The following is a 20,635-nucleotide window of genomic DNA, read 5'->3' as shown; positions in this document are numbered from 1 at the left end:
AATCGACGGTTTCGTCGCAGCCTCTCCCCGGCTGGTCTACTTCACCTGCACGGCGCGGAAATGCACCATAGCTTTGGTCAAAAAAAACAAAGCCATGATAACCAGCGTATTCACAACCCAGCTATTGGTCGCCGGACTGCTGCTCTCACTGGCAGCGCGTGGGCAAACCCGCATCAGCGGCGAGGTCACAGGCCCGCTCGGCGACCCGGTCCCGTCAGCGAATGTGCGCATCAGGGGGACGAAGACCGGTACTGTCGCCGACAGTCTCGGAAAGTTCAGTTTTATACTTTCGCAAAGGGGCCACCAGACGCTCCTGGTAACATCCCTCGGATTCAAGCCATTTTCACAAAAAATTGCCGTGGCGGACACTGCGCTGACGCTTTCCGTAGTCCTGGAAGACGCCGCCAACACCCTCGAGGCCGTCACCGTAAGCGCGGGGAGCTTCGAAGCAAGCGACAAGGCCAAAGGTGCCTCGCTCACGCCCATCGACGCGTACACGGTAGCGGGCAATGGCGGCGACATTTCCAATGCATTGCGATCTCTGCCCGGTTCGCAGCAGATCGGCGAGCGCGAAGGTCTTTTTGTCAGGGGCGGGACCAATGAGGAAACCAAAATGTTCGTCGACGGTACGCTCATGAAAAACCCCAACTACGCCTCCGTGCCGGGGATTATGCAGCCGGCGCGCATTAACCTGTTCCTTTTCAAAGGAGTGTTGTTCAATACAGGCGGCTATTCAGCCCTGTACGGACAGGCGATGAGCAGTGCATTGATCCTGGAGAGCATTGATCTTCCGGAAAAAAGCTCGGCCAATTTCAGCATTTTTCCATCCAACCTTGGGGCCGGGTTCCAGCATTTGTCGAAATCCAGCAGAAGCAGCTACGGCGGCGGATTCGGGTACAGCAACCAGCATTTGTACAACCAGGTTGTAAGGCAGCGCCCCGACTACTACCAGGGCCCGCAGTACATCAACGGCAATGCGAATGTCCGGTTCAAAACCGGAAAAACAGGGATGGTGAAGGGCTACGTGGCCATTGCCGAAAGTAGGATCGGCATGCGCAACGCCGATGTGGACAGCACGTCGCTCCGCACCGATTTTAAACTCCGCAATCCCAATATTTACGGCACATTAAGCTACCGGACCGATTTAGGAGCCGACTGGCGCGTCGATGCGGGAATGGCGTACACATTTGACAAAAATACGATCCGGAACCGCCTGCTCACCGAAAATAACACGCCTGTTACCCTACCGCATGTCCCGTTCGTGACCAAAAACAGCGACATTTCAGTCGGCTCTCATTTCGCGCAGGGACGGGCCGTGTTGACACGTACTTTCGGTCGTAACCAGGCCTTGCGTTTTGGCGAGGAGACATTTTATTTCGGCGACCGGCAGGTTTACAATGGAAACGTTATGAGCCTGAAAGACCATCTGTCAGCCATTTTCGTGGAAGGAGACCTGCGAATCGGCGAACATATGGCCGCCCGGCCCGGGCTTCGCACCGAGTATGCGTCGCTGCTGCGGAAAGCCGTAATCGCTCCGCGGCTGAGCATCGCTTACCGCCTCGGAAACGGGGAGCAGCTCAACCTCGCTTACGGGATTTTCTACCAAAAGCCCGAAAACCAGTATCTGTTTCAAAATCGGGACCTCGGCTTTTCCCGTGCCGAGCATTATGTTCTTAATTATTCCAAAAAAGCCAACAACCGGTTGTTCAGAACGGAGCTCTACTACAAAAAGTACAAAAGCCTGATCAAAACACAACCCGATATTTCCAACAGCGGCGACGGGTATGCCAAAGGCCTGGAACTCTTCTGGCGGGACAAGAAAACGGTCAAAAACCTCGATTATTGGGTTACGTACACCTACCTGGATACCAAACGGAATTATCTCAATTATCCGGAAAGCATCCGCCCGTCGTTCACCACCCCGCATACCTTCACCGTCGCGATCAAACGGTTCTTTGAAAATAGCAATACCAGTGTGAACGTCTCCTACTCCTACGCTTCCGGCCGCCCTTACTATGACATCCGCGCAGGAGACGACCATGGCACCCGCATTTACGACTCGGGAACGGCGAAGCCTTACAATGTACTGAACCTGCACGTGACAAAACTGATGACTTTTTTCAAAAAGTCGAAGGTAAAAGACTACTCCGGTATCGCGTTCGGCGCCAACAATCTCCTCGGCTCAAAACAGATCTTCGGCTACAACTACGCCTACAACGGGCAGTTCAGAACCCCGATCACCCTCCCGGCCACCCGTCTCTACTTCATTGGCATCTTCATGAGCCTGGGCATCGACCGGACCGAAGACTTACTCGACGGAGGCTAATGGAGTTCAAGAGTTGAAAGTCAAAAGTCACCCATCAAATCAAAACCATTCATTCATTCAAAATTCAAAATCCCATGAAAAGCCTCATCACCGCCATCCTGCTCATTTGCACCGTCGCATTCACTTTTGCGCAAAACGCAGATCACAATGCACAGCTTGAAACCGCTGTGAAGAGACTGGACCAGGCCAGATCCGTTAACGATTTCCAGCAGTTGGAGAAAACTTTCGTACAGCTTGGCAATGCCCAAAAAACAGAGTGGCTACCCTATTACTATGCCGCCTTCTGCAATGCGAGAACCGGTTTCCTGCTCCAAGACGACGGCGAGAAAATCGAGCCTTACAGCATCCGGGGGGAAGCGCAGATCAAAAAAAGCGAGTCACTGGCCAAAAACGACAGTAAAGTACTGGCCGAAATCTACGTTGTGCAGGCGATGATCTACCGGACCAGGGTTTTTATCAACCCGATGACCCAGGGACGTCAGTTCGGACCGCTCTCTGACCAGTTTTTGAAAAAAGCCCAGAAACTCGATCCTGAAAACCCGAGGGCGCAATATCTGGAAGCCTGGACGAAATATTACACGCCCAAATTGTGGGGAGGCGACAAAGCACTGGCCAGGGAACTTGCAGGTAAAGCCATTCAGCAACTCACAGCAACTACATTCAGTATTGCTCCGCATTGGGGCAAAGCCGAAAGCGAAGTGCTGCTTAAATAATCATGCGCTTCATCATTGTTTCACTTAAATTAACAAAACCATGTTTTTCGGATTTTTGATTTTCGCACGCATTCTGTTCGTAGCCTGTATGGTATTCATCATCGGCTACATTTACGGACCGTTCTCCAAACGCCGCAGCCTGACCATCGGCGCACGCATCGCGGCCATCGCCGTCATTTTCGCATTCATAATGATGAACATCTTCGCCTTCCGCGGCGGTCCGTCACACGGCGGGCCCTGGCAGCACCGGGGACATTGGGACCACTGTCCGGATCATCACGAGAATACCGGGTTGAAACGATAGCCGATAGATGAATAAAAAAGGTGCCCCGTCAGATTGGCGGAGCACCTTTTTTATTGCCCAACCCCGAAATCGCCCAATATTTTACCGGGATAATGTAAAAAACGGTCTGATTAAGCGCGCCATTAATGGTTTGTTAACCATTTCTTAATCAGCTCCCGATTACTTTGACCCCATGGTTGGCCAACCGCTTATCATTCATTCCATTCACTATTTAACTACGGCGAGATCCCCGCACCGGCCGTGCAGGGAAAGAGAAACTATGTGTATAAACAAAACGATCAGCGGCCCTGGCGCGGGCCGTACCATCCCAAAACCAATCTATTCATTTACTTAAACGAACAGGAACATTAACCCTACGGTATGAAAAAACAACTTCTATCAAAACCCCTGTGCCGACGCACCTACCAGAGCCTCCTCTGGCACGTTTGTGCGGCATGGTGCCTCGCACTGCTCGTACAGGCAGCCGCGTTCGCACAGACCGCCTCCGATGAAACGCTCATCAGCGGTGAGGTAAAGGATGAAAAAAGCGGCGCAATCCCCGGCGCCAGCATTGTATTACAAGGCACGACGAAAGGTACTACCACTGATGCCAGTGGAAAATTTTCCCTCTCCGTGCCCAGGTCCGGTTCGGTGATCATTGTCAGCTTCCTGGGCTACAAACGCCAGGAAATCGCTGTCGGCAACCGGACGAATTTCAATATACAAATGGAACTCAGCACTGACGAGTTGCAGGAAGTGGTCGTGGTGGGATATGGTACCCAGCGAAAGCAGACACTGACGGGCGCCATATCGAACATCGTTTCAGAACAAATCAAAACCACCACGCACACCAGTCTTGCACAAAGCCTGCAAGGAAAGGTGGCGGGAGTGCAGATCCGCCAAAACTCAGGTGAACCGGGCTCATTCAGCACGAATATTAATATACGTGGCTTTGGAGAGCCTTTGTATGTCGTGGACGGTGTAGCGCGGGATGGCGGTTACGAATTCCAGAAGATCAACCCAGACGACATCGAGAGCATATCCATATTGAAGGATGCTTCGGCGGCTATTTTCGGTATCCGTGCCGGGAACGGCGTGGTGATCGTCACGACCAAAAAGGGTAAGCCGGGCAAACCGCAATTCAGTTACAACATGGTGTACGGCCGCCAGAGCCCTACCGACGTACCGAAAATGACCAGCGCATTGCAATGGGCCGAAATGCGGAATGACGCGGCAAAGAACCTTGGCGAAAACCCCGTTTACTCACCCGAGGAGATCGAGAAGTTCCGCAGCGGTGCGCCGGGTTATGAAGGCACAGACTGGTACAAAGAGACTTTAAACAAATCGTCCAGCCAGCAACAGCATTTCCTCTCTGCATCGGGTGGTGAAGGTGTGGTGACCTATTTTACCAGCTTTGGTTACCAGAAAGAGAATGGATTGCTGAAAAGCGGGGATATGGGCTATCAGAAATATACTTTCCGCTCCAACATCGGCATTGATCTGACCCGGAACCTGAAAGCGGACCTGATTCTTTCAGGGTTGTTTGATAAGCGCGACCAGCCGGGAGATAACTTTTTCAATATCTATAAAGGAACCCGCATTGCGTTGCCCACCGAGCGTCCTTATGCCAACGACAACCCGAAATACCCGGCATTACTCAGTGGTGGCTACAACCCGGTTGCGCTGGCCGAAAGGGATCTGACCGGTTACACTCAGGAGGCTAACAAGTTCTTCCAATCGACGTTCGCATTAACTTATACCGTCCCATTCGTACCCGGCTTGCGGATCAAGGGTCTCGTGGCCTACGATAGCAATAACTACCGCGCAAAATCGGTTTCGAAGGCTTACAATTTGTATACCTACGATGCGGCTACGGACAAATACACCGCCCATGCGCAGCGCAATCCGTCACGCATTGGCAACAACTACACCGACAATAACCGCGTGACTTTCCAGGGTCAGTTATTCTACAACAAAGTGATCGCCCAAAACCATAACATCGGTGCGACGCTGGTATACGAGCAGCAGGAGTCCAAAAATCGCTGGGCCGGGTTGGGACGTGAGTATGCATTTTTCACCAACGACCAGATCGATCAGGCGGGATTAAACAACCAGACTACCAGTGGTTCCGAGTCTGAATATGCCAGCCAGTCGTATGTAGGCCGTCTGAATTATGATTTCAAGGAAAAATATCTGCTTGAAGTGGCCGCGCGCTATGACGGCTCGTATCGCTACCATCCCGATCGCCGCTGGGGTTTGTTCCCGGTGGTATCGGCAGGCTGGCGGGTGACGGAAGAGGAATTCATGAAACGCATTCCTTTCATTTCCATGCTGAAACTGAGAGGGTCCTATGGTCTGGTAGGTGCTGATGCAGGTGCTCCGTTCCAATATGTGCCTGGCTTCTCGCTCACGGGTGGCGGCGGTTATGAGTTTACCAACGGCAACTACACCACCGGCGCAGCCTCTCCTGCGATCGTGAACGAGAAACTGACCTGGTTCAAATCCAACATCCAGGATGTGGGTATCGATGTCGGTCTTTGGGATAACAAAATCGATCTGACATTCGATGTGTACCAGCGCGATCGCAAGGGACTGCTCGCACGTCGGAATGTGTCGCTTCCCAACACTTTCGGAGGCACGCTACCGGAAGAAAACCTGAACAGCGACCGGGTGCGGGGGATCGAATTCTCGGCCTCTTACAGTGGACAAATCCGTGATTTCAAATATGGTATTTCCGGAAACTTCAACTACGCCCGGACGATGAACCGCTATGTCGAGCGTGGCGAGTTCCTGAGCAGCATGGACAAATGGCGCGGCGGGGCGACCAACCGCTGGAACGATGTGGTTTGGGCCTATCAACTGGAAGGGCAATTTCAGAACAAGGATGAAGTCATTTACGCGCCCATCCAAAACGGAGACCTTGGCAACACGCGCGAGCTCCCGGGCGACTTCAAATACAAAGATGTAGACGGCAACGGCGTCATCGATGGCAACGATGCAACACCCCTGTTCTTTGGCGGTGATCCGAAACTGTATTATGGCGTTACCCTCAACGCATCCTGGAAAGGATTCGACTTCAAGGCATTGTTCCAGGGCTCAGGCAAGTACAGCGTGCGTTTCCGCGAGGTATATGCCGAAGTGTTCGCATTCCGCGGCAATACGCCGGAGTATTTCTATGACAGATGGCGCCAGTCCGACGATGGCCAGTGGATTCCCGGCACCTGGCCTGCTTCCCGCTTCAACTACAATGTGGGTGCCATGTATGCCGAAAGCGGTGCGTGGCGGAAAGATGCCTCCTACCTGCGTTTCAAAAGCGCACAGCTGGGTTACACTTTCAACCTGGGCTGGCTGAAAAAGATCGGGATCAGCGATGTTCGCGTGTATGGGAATGCGCACAACATCTTCACCTGGGCCGATTCGTTTGTGAAGCCTTTCGATCCTGAAAAAGTAGAAGGGCTGTTCGGCGCGGGCCTTACCTACCCGGTGACGAGAAGCTACAACTTCGGGATCAATGTCAAATTTTAATACTGATTGATGATGAAATATTTAAAACATACCATAACCCTGTTTGTGCTGCTATTCGCAATGAGCTGCGGCAATGTGCTGGACAAACAGCCGCTGGATAAATTGCAGGGGGAAAACCTCTTTTCAAACCCGGAGGGCGTGAAATTGTACATGGCTAACCTGTACTACCAGCTCCCGATCGAAGACTTTACGTTCTTTCGCCAGGGTTTCAACTGGAATACCGGCGACCCGAACAACGGTGGTTTCGCACCCGCGATGTCCACCGATGAAGCCGTACATACTGAGTTTGGCGACTTTATAGGCAACGATGACTTTCAATGGTGGGATCAGGGATACAAGCTCATCCGGGATGTGAATATCCTGATTGACATTATCCCGACGCTCGACATCACTGCGGAAGAGAATAAGGCCCTGGTCGGCGAAAGCGCATTCATCCGTGCCTACACCTACTTCGCCCTGGCCAAACGTTACGGTGGCGTGCCACTGATCACCTCAGTACAGAAATACGAAGGAAACGTGGAAGCGCTGAAAGTACCGCGCAGCACGGAGAAAGAGACCTGGGATTTTGTACTGAAAGAATGCGATACAGCCATCGCCAATCTCGGCGATTCGTGGCCCTCAGGTGAGAGAAGGGCAACCAAATGGGTGGCCTACGCCCTGAAATCACGCGCCGCCTTGCACGCGGCTTCGCTCGCCAAATATGCAGACCGCGCGCCGATCTCGGGTACAGCCGTGGATCAGAAACTGGTGGGATTAGACAAAGCAGCCGCTGCCGAATACTACAAAGCAGCCATCGATGCATCGGAAGCGATCATTAGTTCAGGCAAATTCGGATTGTACAAGCCGGCACCGGCCACACCCGAGGAAGCTGCCAACAACTATCGCCTGCTGTTCGAAGATCCGAACAATGCACCGGAAGAGGTGATTTTTATCAAAGGCTACGCAAGACCAGGCTCAGGAACGGGACACAACTACGGCATCTGGTTCCAGCCTAACCAGACTGCCAACGGCTGGCCGCACCCGGGCCGTATGAACCCGACGCTGGAACTGATGGACGCGTACGAAAGCTATGACAAACCCGGTGAGCCTGCGCCCCTCGCCACCTCTGCTGCCGCCAACGACCAGGCCGACTATACCGGCTTCAATGCTGCGAAGCAATACAAGCGCTTCGACACTGAAAACGATATTTTCAAAGGCAAGGACGCGCGCATGTGGGCTACGATGATCCTGCCGGGCACGACCTGGAAAGGTCAGAAAATCGTGATCCAGGCGGGTTTCGTCAAGCCGGATGGCAGTGCGCAGGTCATGGGTGGAGAGCCGTTCACACACAACGGCAAAACGTACTATACCTATGGCTCGGGAGACCGTACGCAATATTCGGGCTTCGATACCTGGGGTGGCAACAACACGCGTACCGGCGTGAGTTTCAAGAAGTTTTTAAATGAAGGCCTCAACATCGCGCCCGGCTGGAACCAATGTATCACCGATTTCGCCGACTTTCGTTATGCCGAAATCCTGCTGAACTACGCCGAAGCCATTGCCGAAAGCGGAACCGGGGACAAAGTAAAAGGTGCGAAGGCATTAAACGACATCCGTCGCCGCGCCGGGCATAAGACCGAGATCCAGTTGACGATCAATAATGTGATCCGCGAAAGAAGGGTCGAGCTGGCATTTGAAAACAAGCGGTTCTGGGACCTGATCCGGCGTCGTGAGTACCACACGCTGTTCAACAACACAATGCGCCACGCGTTACTCCCGATCCTCGATCTGCGCGTAACGCCTGCGAAGTACATTTTCGTCCGCATGAATGTACCACGCAGCAACCCGTCCACATTCGATTACCGCCAGTACTACCGCTCCATCCCCGGCATAGGAGCCAATGGATTGGTACAGAATCCACAGTATTGAAGGGGCCTTCGGCTGCCGGCAGTCGGCTATGCCCCGTAAAATTTCATAGTTAACAACATCAAACATGGCTCATCAAGGAAAGCCAAGGCAAAAAAAAAGCCGACAGCGGACTGCCGATAGCCGATAGCTAAAATGAAACGCATATTCACCCATATTTCTGCCCTGCTGCTGTTGTTCACAGCTGGTGCATGCAGCGTCGATAACTACCCTGCGCCTGATTCGCAGCTGTATGGCTCGTTTCTGGACGTCGATACCAATGAACCTGTCGAGCAGGACATTATCCGGGGCAGCACAATTGAATACATCGAGCACGGCTATGCTTCGCAGACCAAGCAAACGATGATCATCAAGAACGACGGTTCTTACCGCAATAACCTGATTTTCGCGAACACCTACACGATCACGCCGGTACGCGGGAATTTTGTACCGATGGCGGCTCAGGAAGTGACGGTCAAAGGTGAAACCAAGCTCGATTTTAAAGTGCAGCCTTATATCCGCGTGAAAGAAGCCAGCATCGAAAAGGTAGGCACGAAAGTTATTGCCAAATTCAAATTGCAGCAAACAGTGATCAACAATGTGAGGAAGATCGGCCTTTACGCGCACCCGGAACCGTCTGTGGGCGAACCCATCCGCGTGGCACTGGCCGAGCAGGAGATCAACGGTGCGATCGATCCCAACAAGGTGTACCAGCTGGAAATCGATCTGCCCTCGAACAGTAACGTCCTCAAAACCGGTAACCAGTACTTTTTCCGCGCCGGCGCTATTATAGACGCTCCGGAATCGAAGTTTAACTATGCGAAACCGGTAAGGGTTGCATTGTAGGGTTTGACGGTCGGCTTTCGGTTATCGTTGGCCGATCGAAAACTGAGGAGCAGCTCCCGGTTCATAGTAAACCAACGCGGGCACAGAGTTGCTTCCTGTTTATAGCAAAATCTCTATAAACAGGAGGCCTCTCCGAGGCCGGCCTCGGCAAAAATTGATCACTTCTTTCCCACACCCTGGTTAGTCATTCAGTTTAACTCAACATAACAATTCAAACAAAAGCCGACGGCCAATTGCCGACAACAATTCAACCATGAAATTACTCAAACTCCTATTCTGCCTTTCCATCGTCTCCGTTAGTTGCAAAGGCGGTGACGAAGACAAAAGGCCCGAAGACCCCAAACCCGTCGGGGAAGTAAAATACGACGAATCGCATTCACTATTCAAAAGCTACAAGGGGCTCGTGATGGCCGGCTACCAGGGCTGGTTTACCGCCGAAGGTGACGGTGCAGGCCGCGGCTGGCACCATTACCAGAAAGCCGGTAAATTCGAACCCGGCTTTTCCTCCATTGACTTCTGGCCGGATGTGACGGAGTATTCCAAAACCTACAATACCGCTTTCAAGTATGCCAATGGCGAAACGGCCAAAGTGTATAGCCCTTATGATGAAGAAAGCGTCGACCTGCATTTTAAATGGATGAAGGAGCATGGTATTGATGGTGTATATATGCAGCGGTTTGTTTCAGAGGTAAAGGGAGAAAGTGGAAAGCGGCATTTCAACAAAGTTCTTGCCAATGCGTTGAAGGCCTCGAAGAAATATGGACGGGCTATCAGCATCATGTACGACCTCAGTGGCTCAACGTCAGCGGACATGGATTTCATCGTCAGGGACTGGGAAGAACTGCAACAGCTGTTCAGGTTGTTCGATGGCCAGGAAAACCCGACCTACCTCCGGCACAATGGCCGTCCGCTTCTCGCGATATGGGGCGTAGGCTTCAATGACGGCCGGAAATACACGATCGCCGATATTCAGAAGCTGATTGAAAAAATAAAAGGCCCTGCGAAAAAAGCTTCCATTCTCTTGGGCGTGCCTTATTACTGGCGCGAACTCGGCCGCGACACAGAGAACTCGCCTTTGCTTCACACCGTCATCAAGCAGGCTGATATCGTTATGCCATGGGCCGTTGGACGATACAATGCTTCCACCTACGCGGGTGTTGCGGGTCCCAACCTCCCGGCCGACATGCAATGGTGCAAAACCAACAAAATCGATTATGCGCCCCTTGTATTTCCCGGTTTCAGCTGGGGTAATCTCAAAAACGACCCATCGCTTTATGACCAGATCCCCCGTAACAAGGGCGAATTCCTTTGGCAGCAGATCGCCGGTGCAAAGATGTCCGGCGCGGAGGCACTGTACGTAGCCATGTTCGACGAGGTGGATGAAGGCACCGCTATTTTCAAGACCCAAAAAGAAGGAGAAACCCCACTGAATGCGGATCGGAAGTTTGTGGGCATCGAAGCCGATTTACCGGGTGATTACTATTTGTGGCTAGTTGGACAAGGTGCTAACTGGTTCCATGGGCAGAGCGGATATGGGATTACGAAGCCCGTCAGGAAGTAGATGGTGGGGTGTTCAGCAATTTGCGCAGGCGAAGAATTGCTGAAACACCCTTCTGTCTTCATGTTTCGCCATTTTTAATTATGTTTAGACAAAATAGAGGCGAAAAGCCTGTTTGTTAAAACATAATATATGAAAATCACATTTTCCCTGATCATTTCTTTCATTTGGGCAGGCTGGCAAACGCTGGCTTTTGCTGATGGAGAAAAAAATTCCAAGGCTCTGCCGCGCATAGCGATTGCGGGGTTGGGTATCGAATCGAGCACGTTTTCGCCCGCAAGGACGCAGGAACCTGCTTTTCATGCCAAACGTGGCGAACAAATCTTTACCTCCTACCCTTTCATGTCAGCCGATTCCAATCTGCGCAAGCGCGCCGAATGGCTCCCTGCATTGGTTGGGAAGTCGCTGCCTGGCGGTATGGTGACCCGCGAGGCCTACGAGTCTCTGGTCACACAAACGTTGGAACTTCTGAAAAAGAACGGACCATATGATGGCTTGTATTTCGACATCCATGGTGCCATGAGCGTCGAAGGCCTCGATGACCCGGAAGGTGATCTAATTGTCCGCATACGCGAAGTAATTGGCAAAAAAGTGCTGATTTCTACCTGCATGGATCTGCACGGTAACGTTTCCTGGCGATTGGCCCAAAATACAGATCTCATTACCTGTTACCGCATGGCTCCTCACGAAGATGCCATGCAATCCAAGCGCCGTGCGGTAGCCAACCTGCTTTCACGACTCGAAAGCGGGAAAGGCAAGCCGGCTTACAAAGCCTGGATACCCGTCCCCATTCTGCTTCCCGGTGAAAAAACCAGTACCCGCATTGAACCCGGCAAATCACTCTACGCAAAAGTGGCGCCTGCCTCGGTACAGCCCGGCATTATAGATGCTGCCATGTGGGTGGGCTACGCCTGGGCCGACGAACCGCGTAATCACGCCGTGGTAATGGTCACCGGTGACGACAAAACCGCCGTGACCGGAACCGCCGAAATGCTGGCCAAAAGTTTCTGGGATGTGCGCAGGGAATTCGCATTCGTAGCCCCGACAGACCACCTCAAAGGCGCACTGGAGAAAGCATTGGCTAGTGACAAGCACCCGTTTTTCATCAGCGACTCGGGCGACAATCCTACGGCGGGTGGCGCCGGTGATGTTACCTGGACCATTACTGAAGTCCTGAAACGCCCCGAATTTAAGTCGGAGAATGGTCCATCACTCATTTATGCATCCATTCCCGGACCTGAACTAGTGGAGGCCGCAGTTAAAGCTGGTGTAGGCGGTAAAATCGACGCACACGCCGGAGCAAAAGTAGATGCGCGTTTTGCGCCGCCGATACGTCTAATCGGAACCGTCGAGGCTATTCACCATGGCGATATCAACGCAGAAACGGAAGTGGTGGTCAAAGTCGGTAGTGTACATGTGATCGTAACCAAAAAACGCAAACCCTATCACAAGGAAGCGGACTTCACCCGTTTGGGGCTAAATCCCCGCAAATCCGACATCGTAGTGGTCAAGATCGGCTACCTTGAACCCGAACTTTACAACATGCGTGCGGATTGGATCCTGTCCCTGACGCCCGGTGGCGTTGATCAGGACCTCGAACGCTTACCTTACAAACGTATCAAGCACCCGATGTTCCCATTGGATAAGGATATGAAAGATCCGGATCTGAAAGCTAAGCTGGTACCGGCATCGGATCAGTAACTACCGCATTTTGTAAATAGCCAGGACTTTCAGGTTCTGGCTGTTTACAGTATATATCTCCGGCAGGTTGTAAGGAAACTTCTTTTCCCGCATCAGGCTCACGTCGAACGCGAAACCTCCGCGTGCGGGATCTGTCGGTATTCCCCTGAAATTGGTCATGAAATAGTCACTTTCCGCAATGGGCACAACGTCGATCCGTGCTATATCCTCAGGCGACAAAAAACCGAGGTTGTTGATGCAAGCGAAGTCCATTGCCAATTTGATCTTGCCACTAGGATGTTTTTTGACCAGATATGCCAAACCTTTCCGGTGCGCCTGCCCCCAATAGTCCAGTTCGTAACGGAACTGCGGGTCGTCAGCCATGAAATTAAAATAGACATTCTGGACCGGATGAGCCGCAATCAAAAAATAACAAGTAGCAATGAGTTGAACGATGACGGATCCCTGCACTATGTTTCGAAGCAGCTTTCCCTGTTTGCTTGCCAGCACCATCACCGCAATTCCTGAATACAGCAAAAAAGGAAATGCAAAATAAAAGTGTCGCCAGCCGTCATAGAGCGTGGGGCGCATCACCACAATCATGGCGAGCGGAAGGATGCCAAGACAAAATGCGGAAAGATCCTTCAAGAACACCTGTGAAATACCGGAGCTGCGTAACGAAAAGAATTGACGCAACAACATCACGCCTGTGATAGCCAAACCGATAATGATCAGCAGCAGAGAGACCGGTGGCGTAGTGATGATTATCCAAACCAGCAAATAATGCCAAGGCAACTTGCCCGCCGGCAAAAACTCCCCGCGATAAAGATTCTGTCCGCGCCATGGGAAATCCTTCATCCGGTTAATCGAATAAATCATATGCCCGATTGGATCTTCCCATAAAAACGGCCAGAACAAATAGATCGCCAGCAAGGTACCCAAACCAAACACCAACAATTTGGGCAGCCATTTTTCAAGCGTGCCCAGATAACCTCCGAGTATCATCAGAAACAATACAATAGCCGACACCAACGGAAGGAAAAAACCTAAGATCCGGCACCCAACAGCCAGACCGCTCAGCACAACGAGCAAGCCGATATGCTTATATCCCGGTTGGTCTATCACCTTCATCAACACCCGATAACCAACTAAAAAAAGAAACAGCAGGCTGATATCTTTAACATTGTAGAATGCATCTGCAAAGATGCGGGGATACAGTCCCAGCAGTAGTACGCCCCACAATGCCATCCACTGGCTTTTCCAACGGTCGAGGACTATGTGGTAGAAGCTGAAAAGACCCGCAAAAAACATCAGGAAGCATGATAAATGCGTGACAGACATACCCAACGGATTGCCGATGTTATGCTGCATCCCAAGCACGACCTGCTCCCACGATTTGCCTGTAACACTGGTCTCGGCTATAATTTGAATAGCCGTAATAAAGTGTTGCATGACATTGATATGGTCCTTTTCAACATACTCCAATAATTCGGGCAAATGACCTTGCGGTATTCCGAGAGGCTGGCCCAGCCTTTGATCGATGTACCGCAGGCCTATCAGTCCCGAGCCCCGCTCCATAGAGTCATCTATTCCGTTGCCGTAATCGAGATGAATGACAAATCCGATAATCAGCAGCGCAACAAAAAATGCGACCGTAACCCATTGGACAACTGTATTTTTCATGAATCTTTTAATGGTGTTAAAATGGTGATGGATTACCAATAGTCGTTCTGACGTCTCACAAATGAAATACTGTCGGCTTGATAGCGATAGCTGGGCTGGGCACCGTCATGTAAAACGCCAACCTGGAAAGTGCCCTGCGGCAGGCCGATCCTGTTTATACCAGCAGCAGGTTCGCCCTCATAGTAAATTCCAGTCTGTAAAAACTCCCTGATCGAGTTTCGGGATGGATTCAGAGCGAGGACGAACTCATAATTCTGGTTTCGCAACAAAACGTAGTATTTATTAAGCCCCTCGCTATTAGAAGGTTGCAGGATAAACGTATAGTTTCCTGACGTGTCGGGTATCACTCGCACAGACGGCATGCTGACGGTATCCGAGGTCGGTTTTGCATTTTTCAAAAAATCATAAAAATCAAGATCCAACGCCCCGGCAGCAAGGGCTGGTTCATAATGCCTTTTCGCCTCCTGCTGAGTCCTTCCGCCCCAGGTCCCAAAATCGGCCAGATAGGAATCCTTGTTGTGTCGGTAATTAAACGTTTGCGCCCACAAGTTCTTTGATTCATAGTTGGTAACAGCGATCAAGAAATAATAGCTATAAGCCCAGACACCTGTCGCCCCTATTAACGCAACTGCAAAAAACCATTTGCGTACCCGCCTGCTGCGGTGTACTAACATTAACGCCATACAATAGGCGGTAATTTGGGTAACAATGGGGTAGATCTTTAACCTCGCTTCAAAAATATGATTCCCGTCCTTCATGTTGGTACGGCCAATCACGATCAGGTATGTCGTCGCAAGCAGCAAACCTGTAACAACTGTAAAAAATAGTCTTATCTCCGGGTTCTTTGCGAACCATTCCTGTTGGTTCCGGGAAGTACTGGCCCAGGACGGAAAGCGGCGGCCGACCAAAGTTTGCGGCATCAGAGAGCCAAACCACGCAACAAATATTCCGTAGCCTAATGTCGCCCAGCAGAGCGCACCAAACAGGATGGGCGGCCAGAATTTTGTTTTCAGGATCGTCTCGGACAGCACATTCCCGGTATCGAATGCAATCGTGTTCCCTGTACATGCCAGGAGATAGAGAATCCGGTACAAATAGGTGAATCCCGGGTCCCAAACGTGAATGGTAGGGGTCCCCCAGCCTACATTGTTATAGTTTCGGAAGTACAGTCCATACACCGCGACAGCGATAGCCATCCACACACCCGCCTGGATGTATTTTCTTTGAAGCAACAAAACCACTAAAACAGCGGGTAATGCCAAAAGGCCGCTGGAAAAACTGCCAACAGCTATTAAAGCGCTCAGAACTGCCAGAAAGAAGCGGATCATACCTTTTCCTGCTGCGAGCATAATAGCAATAATGGAAAAAAGGAGCGAAGGCAGGTACAATTGGTTAGTCAATGCCCAAAAAATATAACACCTCAGCTGTGGATTAAACAACAAAAACGCCGCGGGCAGCAGATACATGACTTGAATTCTGCATTTTACAAACAGCCACGCAAATGTTATCAGATAGAAAAAAGACATCAAGATCCCGCCGGTCATCGTACTGGTAAGATCCAATTTTCCGTCATTCAATTTGGCCGAAATCAAAGAAACTGCCCTTGCATAGTAATACCGATGGCCGAAAGTGAATTTACCCCAGTTGTCCAGCCGTTTCGCCCAAGAACTCGAATCCCATTCACGGACAAATGTAGCCATGAGACTGTCCTCATGGAGGGGATAATTCACTCTGAAATAATGGAAATAGAATATGTAAAGGCCGGAAATGGCCGCTACCAGAATAAAAAAGAAGATTGTACTAATAAACTTTGATTTTTGGAAGGTAATCATGTGTTACTAACTCGGGTTTTAGACCCGCCAGGCTCGATGTATGTTGTCTTTGCTCATAGCCGTCATAAAACGGTTTAAAATAAGTCTCACCACTCCCTATTCCTCAACAGCCCCCGGCAGTGGCCGCTTATCTTTCGGACGGGTCCGTTTTATGACTACAAATTCTCCAATTCAACAAGCCCTAACGCAGGTGTAGTTTGTTGGCCAATCCATCAATAAACGAATCCCGGACTTGGATTACTCGTGATTGGAAGGCCCCTTTCTTCAATAAAAAATAAAATCCAACTTCAAAACAAAAACTCTCCTGCTAAATGCGGCCCCTTTCGGTATTTCATATCACTGCTGAGCTGTCTCATTGTTCCCAAATCCGGATCAGCCCGGGTACAGGAACCCAGTTTTCCCGGCAACCAAACAAAGGTCAGCCCGCGCGATCTCTTGAGTATTGCAGCATTGTCACTCCTATCGGACTGGATTTTACGACTTCCAGTTTCAGGCCCACCCGGTTCCGGATCCCGCTGAACACCGGTTTACCCTCTCCTAGGATCACAGGGTACACCGCCAACCGGTACACATCAATCAGGTCATGATTGATGAAGGTAGTGATCAGCGAACCGCCGCCGTACAACCAGATGTCTTTACCCGGCTGCTGCCTGATCCCCTCTACTTCTGAAACGATATCCGTACTGATGAACTTCGCTTTTTCGTCCAAATTCGGATGATGAGAGAAAACATACTTTTCCTTTTCGTGAACCGCTGCCCAGAGCTTTTTTTCTGACTCCGAGGCATTTTCGTCCGGTTGGTACTGTCCCCAGAGATCATAGCTTACGCGTCCGTAAAAGATTGTATCGATCTCTTTCAGGAAATCGACCAGGCCATTTCCCAGGCTGTCATCCATCACGATCCAGTCGATCTCTCCGTTGGGCCCTTCAATGAAACCGTCGAGTGAAACGGCCAGGTCCAGAATAATTTTTCTCATGCCATATTACTTCCTTGCTGCTGATTTTCCCCCAATTTATGTCATTGCGCGCTTAATGCAAATGTAACCGCCGCATTTGAATGAATTTTGGTGGTGTCAAAGACCGGCACTTCCACATCTTCCTGGCTGATGATCATCGGAATTTCGGTGCAACCCAGGATGATACCCTCTGCGCCTTGAGCGATGAGTCCGTGGATAATTTTCAGGTATTCCCGGCGGGTTTCGTCTTTGATGATCCCCTTCCCCAACTCGTCTCGCAATGTTTCTTGGATGTAGTCCCGCTTTTCCTGGTTCTCCGGGATCATCGGTTCAATACCCAGGCTCCGAATCTTATCCTTGTAAAAATCCATTTCCATCGTAAATTTTGTCCCCAATAAGCCTACTTTCTTCATACCTTTTTGATGGATCGCTTCTGCCGTCGCAGTAACAATATGAATAATGGGCAACTCTATGTGTTGCTCCAGCCGGTCGGCCACAGCGTGCGCTGTATTAGCACAAAGCACAATTGCCTCGGCACCGCTTTTTTGCAAATTCTGACAGGCGGTCAGCAGTAAATCAAAAGTGCGGTCCCACAGGCCGGCTGTATTATTGGTTACAAAGTCATTGAAATTCACCGAATAAATTATGCATTCCGCGGAATGGATACCGCCTAATCTGGCGTTTACCTCCTCATTGATAAAACGATAGTAATCAATGGTAGAAACCCAGCTCATACCACCTACGAGACCCAATTTTTTCATAAAATGCTGCAAAGGATGTGGATATCGACAAAAATACGCTAAATATTATTGAAAAGGCCCGGGGGTTGGTCAGGCTTTGCCCGGTTTCAGGACTTTCAGGGCTTAGAGTGATTTCGAATCAAAAATGGTGATTCGTAGCGTATTCACACTCATTTTTTTATGATTTTAATACTCTTCTGAAGGCCCGCAGCATCTTCATCGACGGTCACCGTGTAAATCCCCGCCGCCCGGCCACTCAGATCCAGGGGCATACGCCCGTCGGCCCCCGAATTTCCCGACCAGAGCATATCGCCTGCCGCATTGTACAGCCCGATGCGCGAATCCTTGCGAACGCCTTCAATTTGAAACCGGTTTAAAACCGGGTTTGGATATACAAAAAGCCCCGCAGCCCGCCCGCTAATCCCTGCGACCATCTTGCTATATGAGTAACTACCGTCCATATCGGTCATTTTGAGCCGGTAGTAGCTGGTTTTCGCTGTCGACGTATGATCCGGGAATGAATAGGTCCGGCCTGCTCCCAACGGCGTAATGCGTTCCAGTAATTTGAAATGACGCCCGTCGTCGCTCCGTTCCAGATCGAAGTGGGCGAAATTGCTTTCAAATGAGGTCTTCCATTCCAACACAAAGGACCGCTCGTGCCACTGGAGCCGGAAAAATGTAAGCTTTACCGGCAAAGGATCGTCCGGGCTCGTCATACGCGCCAGCGTCCCGTTCAGAAACGACAGCAGATACAACTCACCCACTTGATTTTCTCCGAAGGAAATCAATGAAGAATAGCTGAGGCCCGAATTTACGGTTGCAACACCAGACGGATTCACAAACCCTATTTTCCCTGACGCATAGTCTCCAAAGAAATAGTAACCTTTCAGTGAAGGATAGCGGCTTCCTCGGTACACATAACCACCCATGACCGACGCGTCGAGTCCACCGTTGTTGGTAAAACCGGGATACGTCACCTTCGGCGCCTGGTAGGTGGTGCCTGGTGCGCAATGGGATGCCGTATAGCTTTGATTGCCTTCCAGGCAGCTCCAACCGAAGTTAGGGGCTATTATCTCAAAAGGATATTTCAGATAGTTGATTTCCTCCCAGCCGTCCTGACCATTGTCGCCGATCCAGAAGTCGCCGTTCAACCGGTCGATACTGAACCGCCATGGGTTGCGAAGACCCACTGCTAAAATTTTGTCCGGGGTTGGTGTGACGGGCAAAGCAGTATGGACGTCGATCTTCAAGAGTTTACCAAACAGGCGGGTGGTATTTTGGGCATTATTTTCAGGATCACCGGTCACTCCCCGAGAGCCAGGACCATTATCCCCCGTTGAAACATATAGAAAGCCATCTCTCCCAAAAACCATATCCCCGCCCCGGTGGCCGCCGAGGACATCGGTATACGGGACCGTAATCACCTTCTGCTCCGAACTGGCGTCGGCAACGTCAGCGTTGCCTGCGGAGCGGGTGAAACGTGATACCTGCACCTCGAAAAGGTCCTTCACGACGTACATGACGTAGAAATAGCCGTTTGACTGGTATGCGGGGTCAAAAGCGATGCTGAAAATTCCTGCCCAATCGGGGTTGTTGACCTTGGCCCCGATATCGAGGAACGGCGGTGAAAGAATATTGTCGTTTTGGATGATCTTGATTTTCCCGCCGATCTCCGCCACAAAGAGCCGGCTGTCGCCTGCATGAGTGACTTTTACCGGTCTTATAAATCCGGATGCAACCGGCTCGATTACCATCGCCGGCTGCGCCAGGCAACAGGACACGGCTGCAAATAACAGGGTGGTAATGTAAACAGATTGTTTCATGGCGGCAGTGGACGAGGAGTGATGTAAATATAAAAAACTCTGCTCCAACCTGTTCGCTGTTTCTCCAAAAGCCTGGTGAACAAGTGCTCTTCAATGCCCGTTACTCTGCTAAAAATCTCAGCAAGTAATCATTGATCTCCTTCTTCTGGCTCTCCGTGCCGCTGTCGTCCATATCATTGTGATTGGTATTGGGTAGTTTGACGATCGTGATCTTGTTTACCTTCACCTCCGCTTCTGTCGGGAGAACACCCTCGTCGGCAGGCTGGTCGCTCGAACGGAGTGAATAAATGCGTGGCTTCGTGCCCCGGGGGAGCGCCATCCGGCGGTTATCCAGCGTAATTACCTTGCCCGCAATACCCGGATATTTTTGTGGAAATAATGCAACCATATCGCCGCCGTTGGAATGTCCGATCAAGGTGATATGTTTAAAATCCAAAGTCGGATAGTTCGCTCTGAGTTGGTTGATGACAAAAAGGATGTTATCCGCGCCCCTGTCCCAGAATGGCCGCCGGACAACCTGCGGTACGCCTTTCATCGGCAGCAGACTGTCGGTAGGAAGTTCGTGCTGAATACTGGCGACGAAATAGCCTTCAGTCGCCAGTTTATTCGCAACGGATGAATAAGCAATATAGCCACCACCCATATTCTGTCCGTAACCATGATTGAGGATCACTACCCTTTGTTTTGCGACCGGCGCTTCCCTCTGAAGAGTAAAGAAGGCCACCGGTATGGGACGGTGACGCGATGTGTCCATCCAGGTTAATGTATCCAGTTTGACAGATTGGCT

The 20,635-nt window shown here is 50.9% G+C and carries 14 protein-coding genes; 8 read left to right on the top strand and 6 right to left on the bottom strand.

Features of this window, described 5'->3' with window-relative positions:
- Positions 1–94: 94 nt before the first annotated feature.
- The 8 genes from BP71_RS03210 (at position 95) to BP71_RS03175 (ending at position 12,836) form a co-directional block, all read left to right on the top strand.
- Entirely contained in the window at positions 95–2,326 is a 2,232-nt protein-coding gene (locus BP71_RS03210; RefSeq protein ID WP_496376535.1) for a TonB-dependent receptor, read from the top strand.
- Between the two features lie 74 nt (positions 2,327–2,400).
- Positions 2,401–3,039 carry a hypothetical protein gene (locus BP71_RS03205; RefSeq protein ID WP_496376532.1) on the top strand — a complete coding sequence of 213 codons (639 nt, stop codon included), beginning with the start codon at positions 2,401–2,403 and terminating at the stop codon, positions 3,037–3,039.
- Between the two features lie 40 nt (positions 3,040–3,079).
- Positions 3,080–3,343: a hypothetical protein gene (locus BP71_RS03200; RefSeq protein ID WP_496376531.1), complete on the top strand. Its 264-nt coding sequence runs from the start codon at positions 3,080–3,082 to the stop codon at positions 3,341–3,343.
- A gap of 360 nt (positions 3,344–3,703) precedes the next feature.
- Complete coding sequence (locus tag BP71_RS03195) at positions 3,704–6,847, top strand: SusC/RagA family TonB-linked outer membrane protein (RefSeq protein ID WP_496376529.1); 3,144 nt, start codon at positions 3,704–3,706, stop codon at positions 6,845–6,847.
- 12 nt (positions 6,848–6,859) lie between these two features.
- Positions 6,860–8,755, top strand: a complete 1,896-nt coding sequence (locus BP71_RS03190; RefSeq protein ID WP_496376526.1) for a RagB/SusD family nutrient uptake outer membrane protein — start codon at positions 6,860–6,862, stop codon at positions 8,753–8,755.
- A 132-nt stretch (positions 8,756–8,887) separates the two neighbouring features.
- Positions 8,888–9,577, top strand: coding sequence for a DUF3823 domain-containing protein (locus tag BP71_RS03185; protein ID WP_496376524.1), 690 nt, complete (start codon positions 8,888–8,890; stop codon positions 9,575–9,577).
- Between the two features lie 253 nt (positions 9,578–9,830).
- Positions 9,831–11,138 (top strand): glycoside hydrolase family 99 protein, encoded by a 1,308-nt coding sequence (locus BP71_RS03180; RefSeq protein ID WP_496376522.1) that lies wholly within the window; start codon positions 9,831–9,833, stop codon positions 11,136–11,138.
- 129 nt (positions 11,139–11,267) lie between these two features.
- Positions 11,268–12,836 carry a M81 family metallopeptidase gene (locus BP71_RS03175; RefSeq protein WP_496376520.1) on the top strand — a complete coding sequence of 523 codons (1,569 nt, stop codon included), beginning with the start codon at positions 11,268–11,270 and terminating at the stop codon, positions 12,834–12,836.
- Here BP71_RS03175 and BP71_RS03170 read toward each other — a convergent pair whose 3' ends face one another.
- The 6 genes from BP71_RS03170 to BP71_RS03145 all read right to left on the bottom strand — a co-directional run bounded on the left by BP71_RS03170 (position 12,837) and on the right by BP71_RS03145 (position 20,521).
- The gene (locus tag BP71_RS03170; RefSeq protein ID WP_496376518.1) at positions 12,837–14,498 is read right to left on the bottom strand and encodes a glycosyltransferase family protein; all 1,662 of its coding nucleotides are present in this window, start codon (positions 14,496–14,498) and stop codon (positions 12,837–12,839) included.
- A gap of 32 nt (positions 14,499–14,530) precedes the next feature.
- Positions 14,531–16,330, bottom strand: coding sequence for a hypothetical protein (locus BP71_RS03165; RefSeq protein WP_496376516.1), 1,800 nt, complete (start codon positions 16,328–16,330; stop codon positions 14,531–14,533).
- 418 nt (positions 16,331–16,748) lie between these two features.
- Complete coding sequence (locus tag BP71_RS03160; RefSeq protein WP_496376514.1) at positions 16,749–17,306, bottom strand: dihydrofolate reductase family protein; 558 nt, start codon at positions 17,304–17,306, stop codon at positions 16,749–16,751.
- Positions 17,307–17,347: 41 nt separating this feature from the next.
- Complete coding sequence (locus BP71_RS03155; protein ID WP_496376512.1) at positions 17,348–18,046, bottom strand: aspartate/glutamate racemase family protein; 699 nt, start codon at positions 18,044–18,046, stop codon at positions 17,348–17,350.
- Positions 18,047–18,195: 149 nt separating this feature from the next.
- The gene (locus BP71_RS03150; RefSeq protein ID WP_496376510.1) at positions 18,196–19,848 is read right to left on the bottom strand and encodes a PQQ-dependent sugar dehydrogenase; all 1,653 of its coding nucleotides are present in this window, start codon (positions 19,846–19,848) and stop codon (positions 18,196–18,198) included.
- A 100-nt stretch (positions 19,849–19,948) separates the two neighbouring features.
- Positions 19,949–20,521 (bottom strand): alpha/beta hydrolase, encoded by a 573-nt coding sequence (locus BP71_RS03145; RefSeq protein WP_496376508.1) that lies wholly within the window; start codon positions 20,519–20,521, stop codon positions 19,949–19,951.
- Positions 20,522–20,635 lie beyond the last annotated feature (114 nt).

The organism is Dyadobacter ginsengisoli DSM 21015, assembly GCF_059568735.1.
Note: the sequence above shows the minus strand (reverse complement) of the source record. Positions and strands in the feature narration are given on the sequence as shown.

What these genes read in the sequence shown, in the direction of transcription:
- BP71_RS03150 (WP_496376510.1), bottom strand. Translation starts at nt 19,848, where the DNA reads ATGAAACAATCTGTTTACATTACCACCCTGTTATTTGCAGCCGTGTCC.
- BP71_RS03180 (WP_496376522.1), top strand. Translation starts at nt 9,831, where the DNA reads ATGAAATTACTCAAACTCCTATTCTGCCTTTCCATCGTCTCCGTTAGT.
- BP71_RS03205 (WP_496376532.1), top strand. Translation starts at nt 2,401, where the DNA reads ATGAAAAGCCTCATCACCGCCATCCTGCTCATTTGCACCGTCGCATTC.
- BP71_RS03170 (WP_496376518.1), bottom strand. Translation starts at nt 14,498, where the DNA reads ATGAAAAATACAGTTGTCCAATGGGTTACGGTCGCATTTTTTGTTGCG.
- BP71_RS03155 (WP_496376512.1), bottom strand. Translation starts at nt 18,046, where the DNA reads ATGAAAAAATTGGGTCTCGTAGGTGGTATGAGCTGGGTTTCTACCATT.
- BP71_RS03175 (WP_496376520.1), top strand. Translation starts at nt 11,268, where the DNA reads ATGAAAATCACATTTTCCCTGATCATTTCTTTCATTTGGGCAGGCTGG.
- BP71_RS03210 (WP_496376535.1), top strand. Translation starts at nt 95, where the DNA reads ATGATAACCAGCGTATTCACAACCCAGCTATTGGTCGCCGGACTGCTG.
- BP71_RS03165 (WP_496376516.1), bottom strand. Translation starts at nt 16,330, where the DNA reads ATGATTACCTTCCAAAAATCAAAGTTTATTAGTACAATCTTCTTTTTT.
- BP71_RS03160 (WP_496376514.1), bottom strand. Translation starts at nt 17,306, where the DNA reads ATGAGAAAAATTATTCTGGACCTGGCCGTTTCACTCGACGGTTTCATT.
- BP71_RS03200 (WP_496376531.1), top strand. Translation starts at nt 3,080, where the DNA reads ATGTTTTTCGGATTTTTGATTTTCGCACGCATTCTGTTCGTAGCCTGT.
- BP71_RS03190 (WP_496376526.1), top strand. Translation starts at nt 6,860, where the DNA reads ATGAAATATTTAAAACATACCATAACCCTGTTTGTGCTGCTATTCGCA.
- BP71_RS03185 (WP_496376524.1), top strand. Translation starts at nt 8,888, where the DNA reads ATGAAACGCATATTCACCCATATTTCTGCCCTGCTGCTGTTGTTCACA.
- BP71_RS03195 (WP_496376529.1), top strand. Translation starts at nt 3,704, where the DNA reads ATGAAAAAACAACTTCTATCAAAACCCCTGTGCCGACGCACCTACCAG.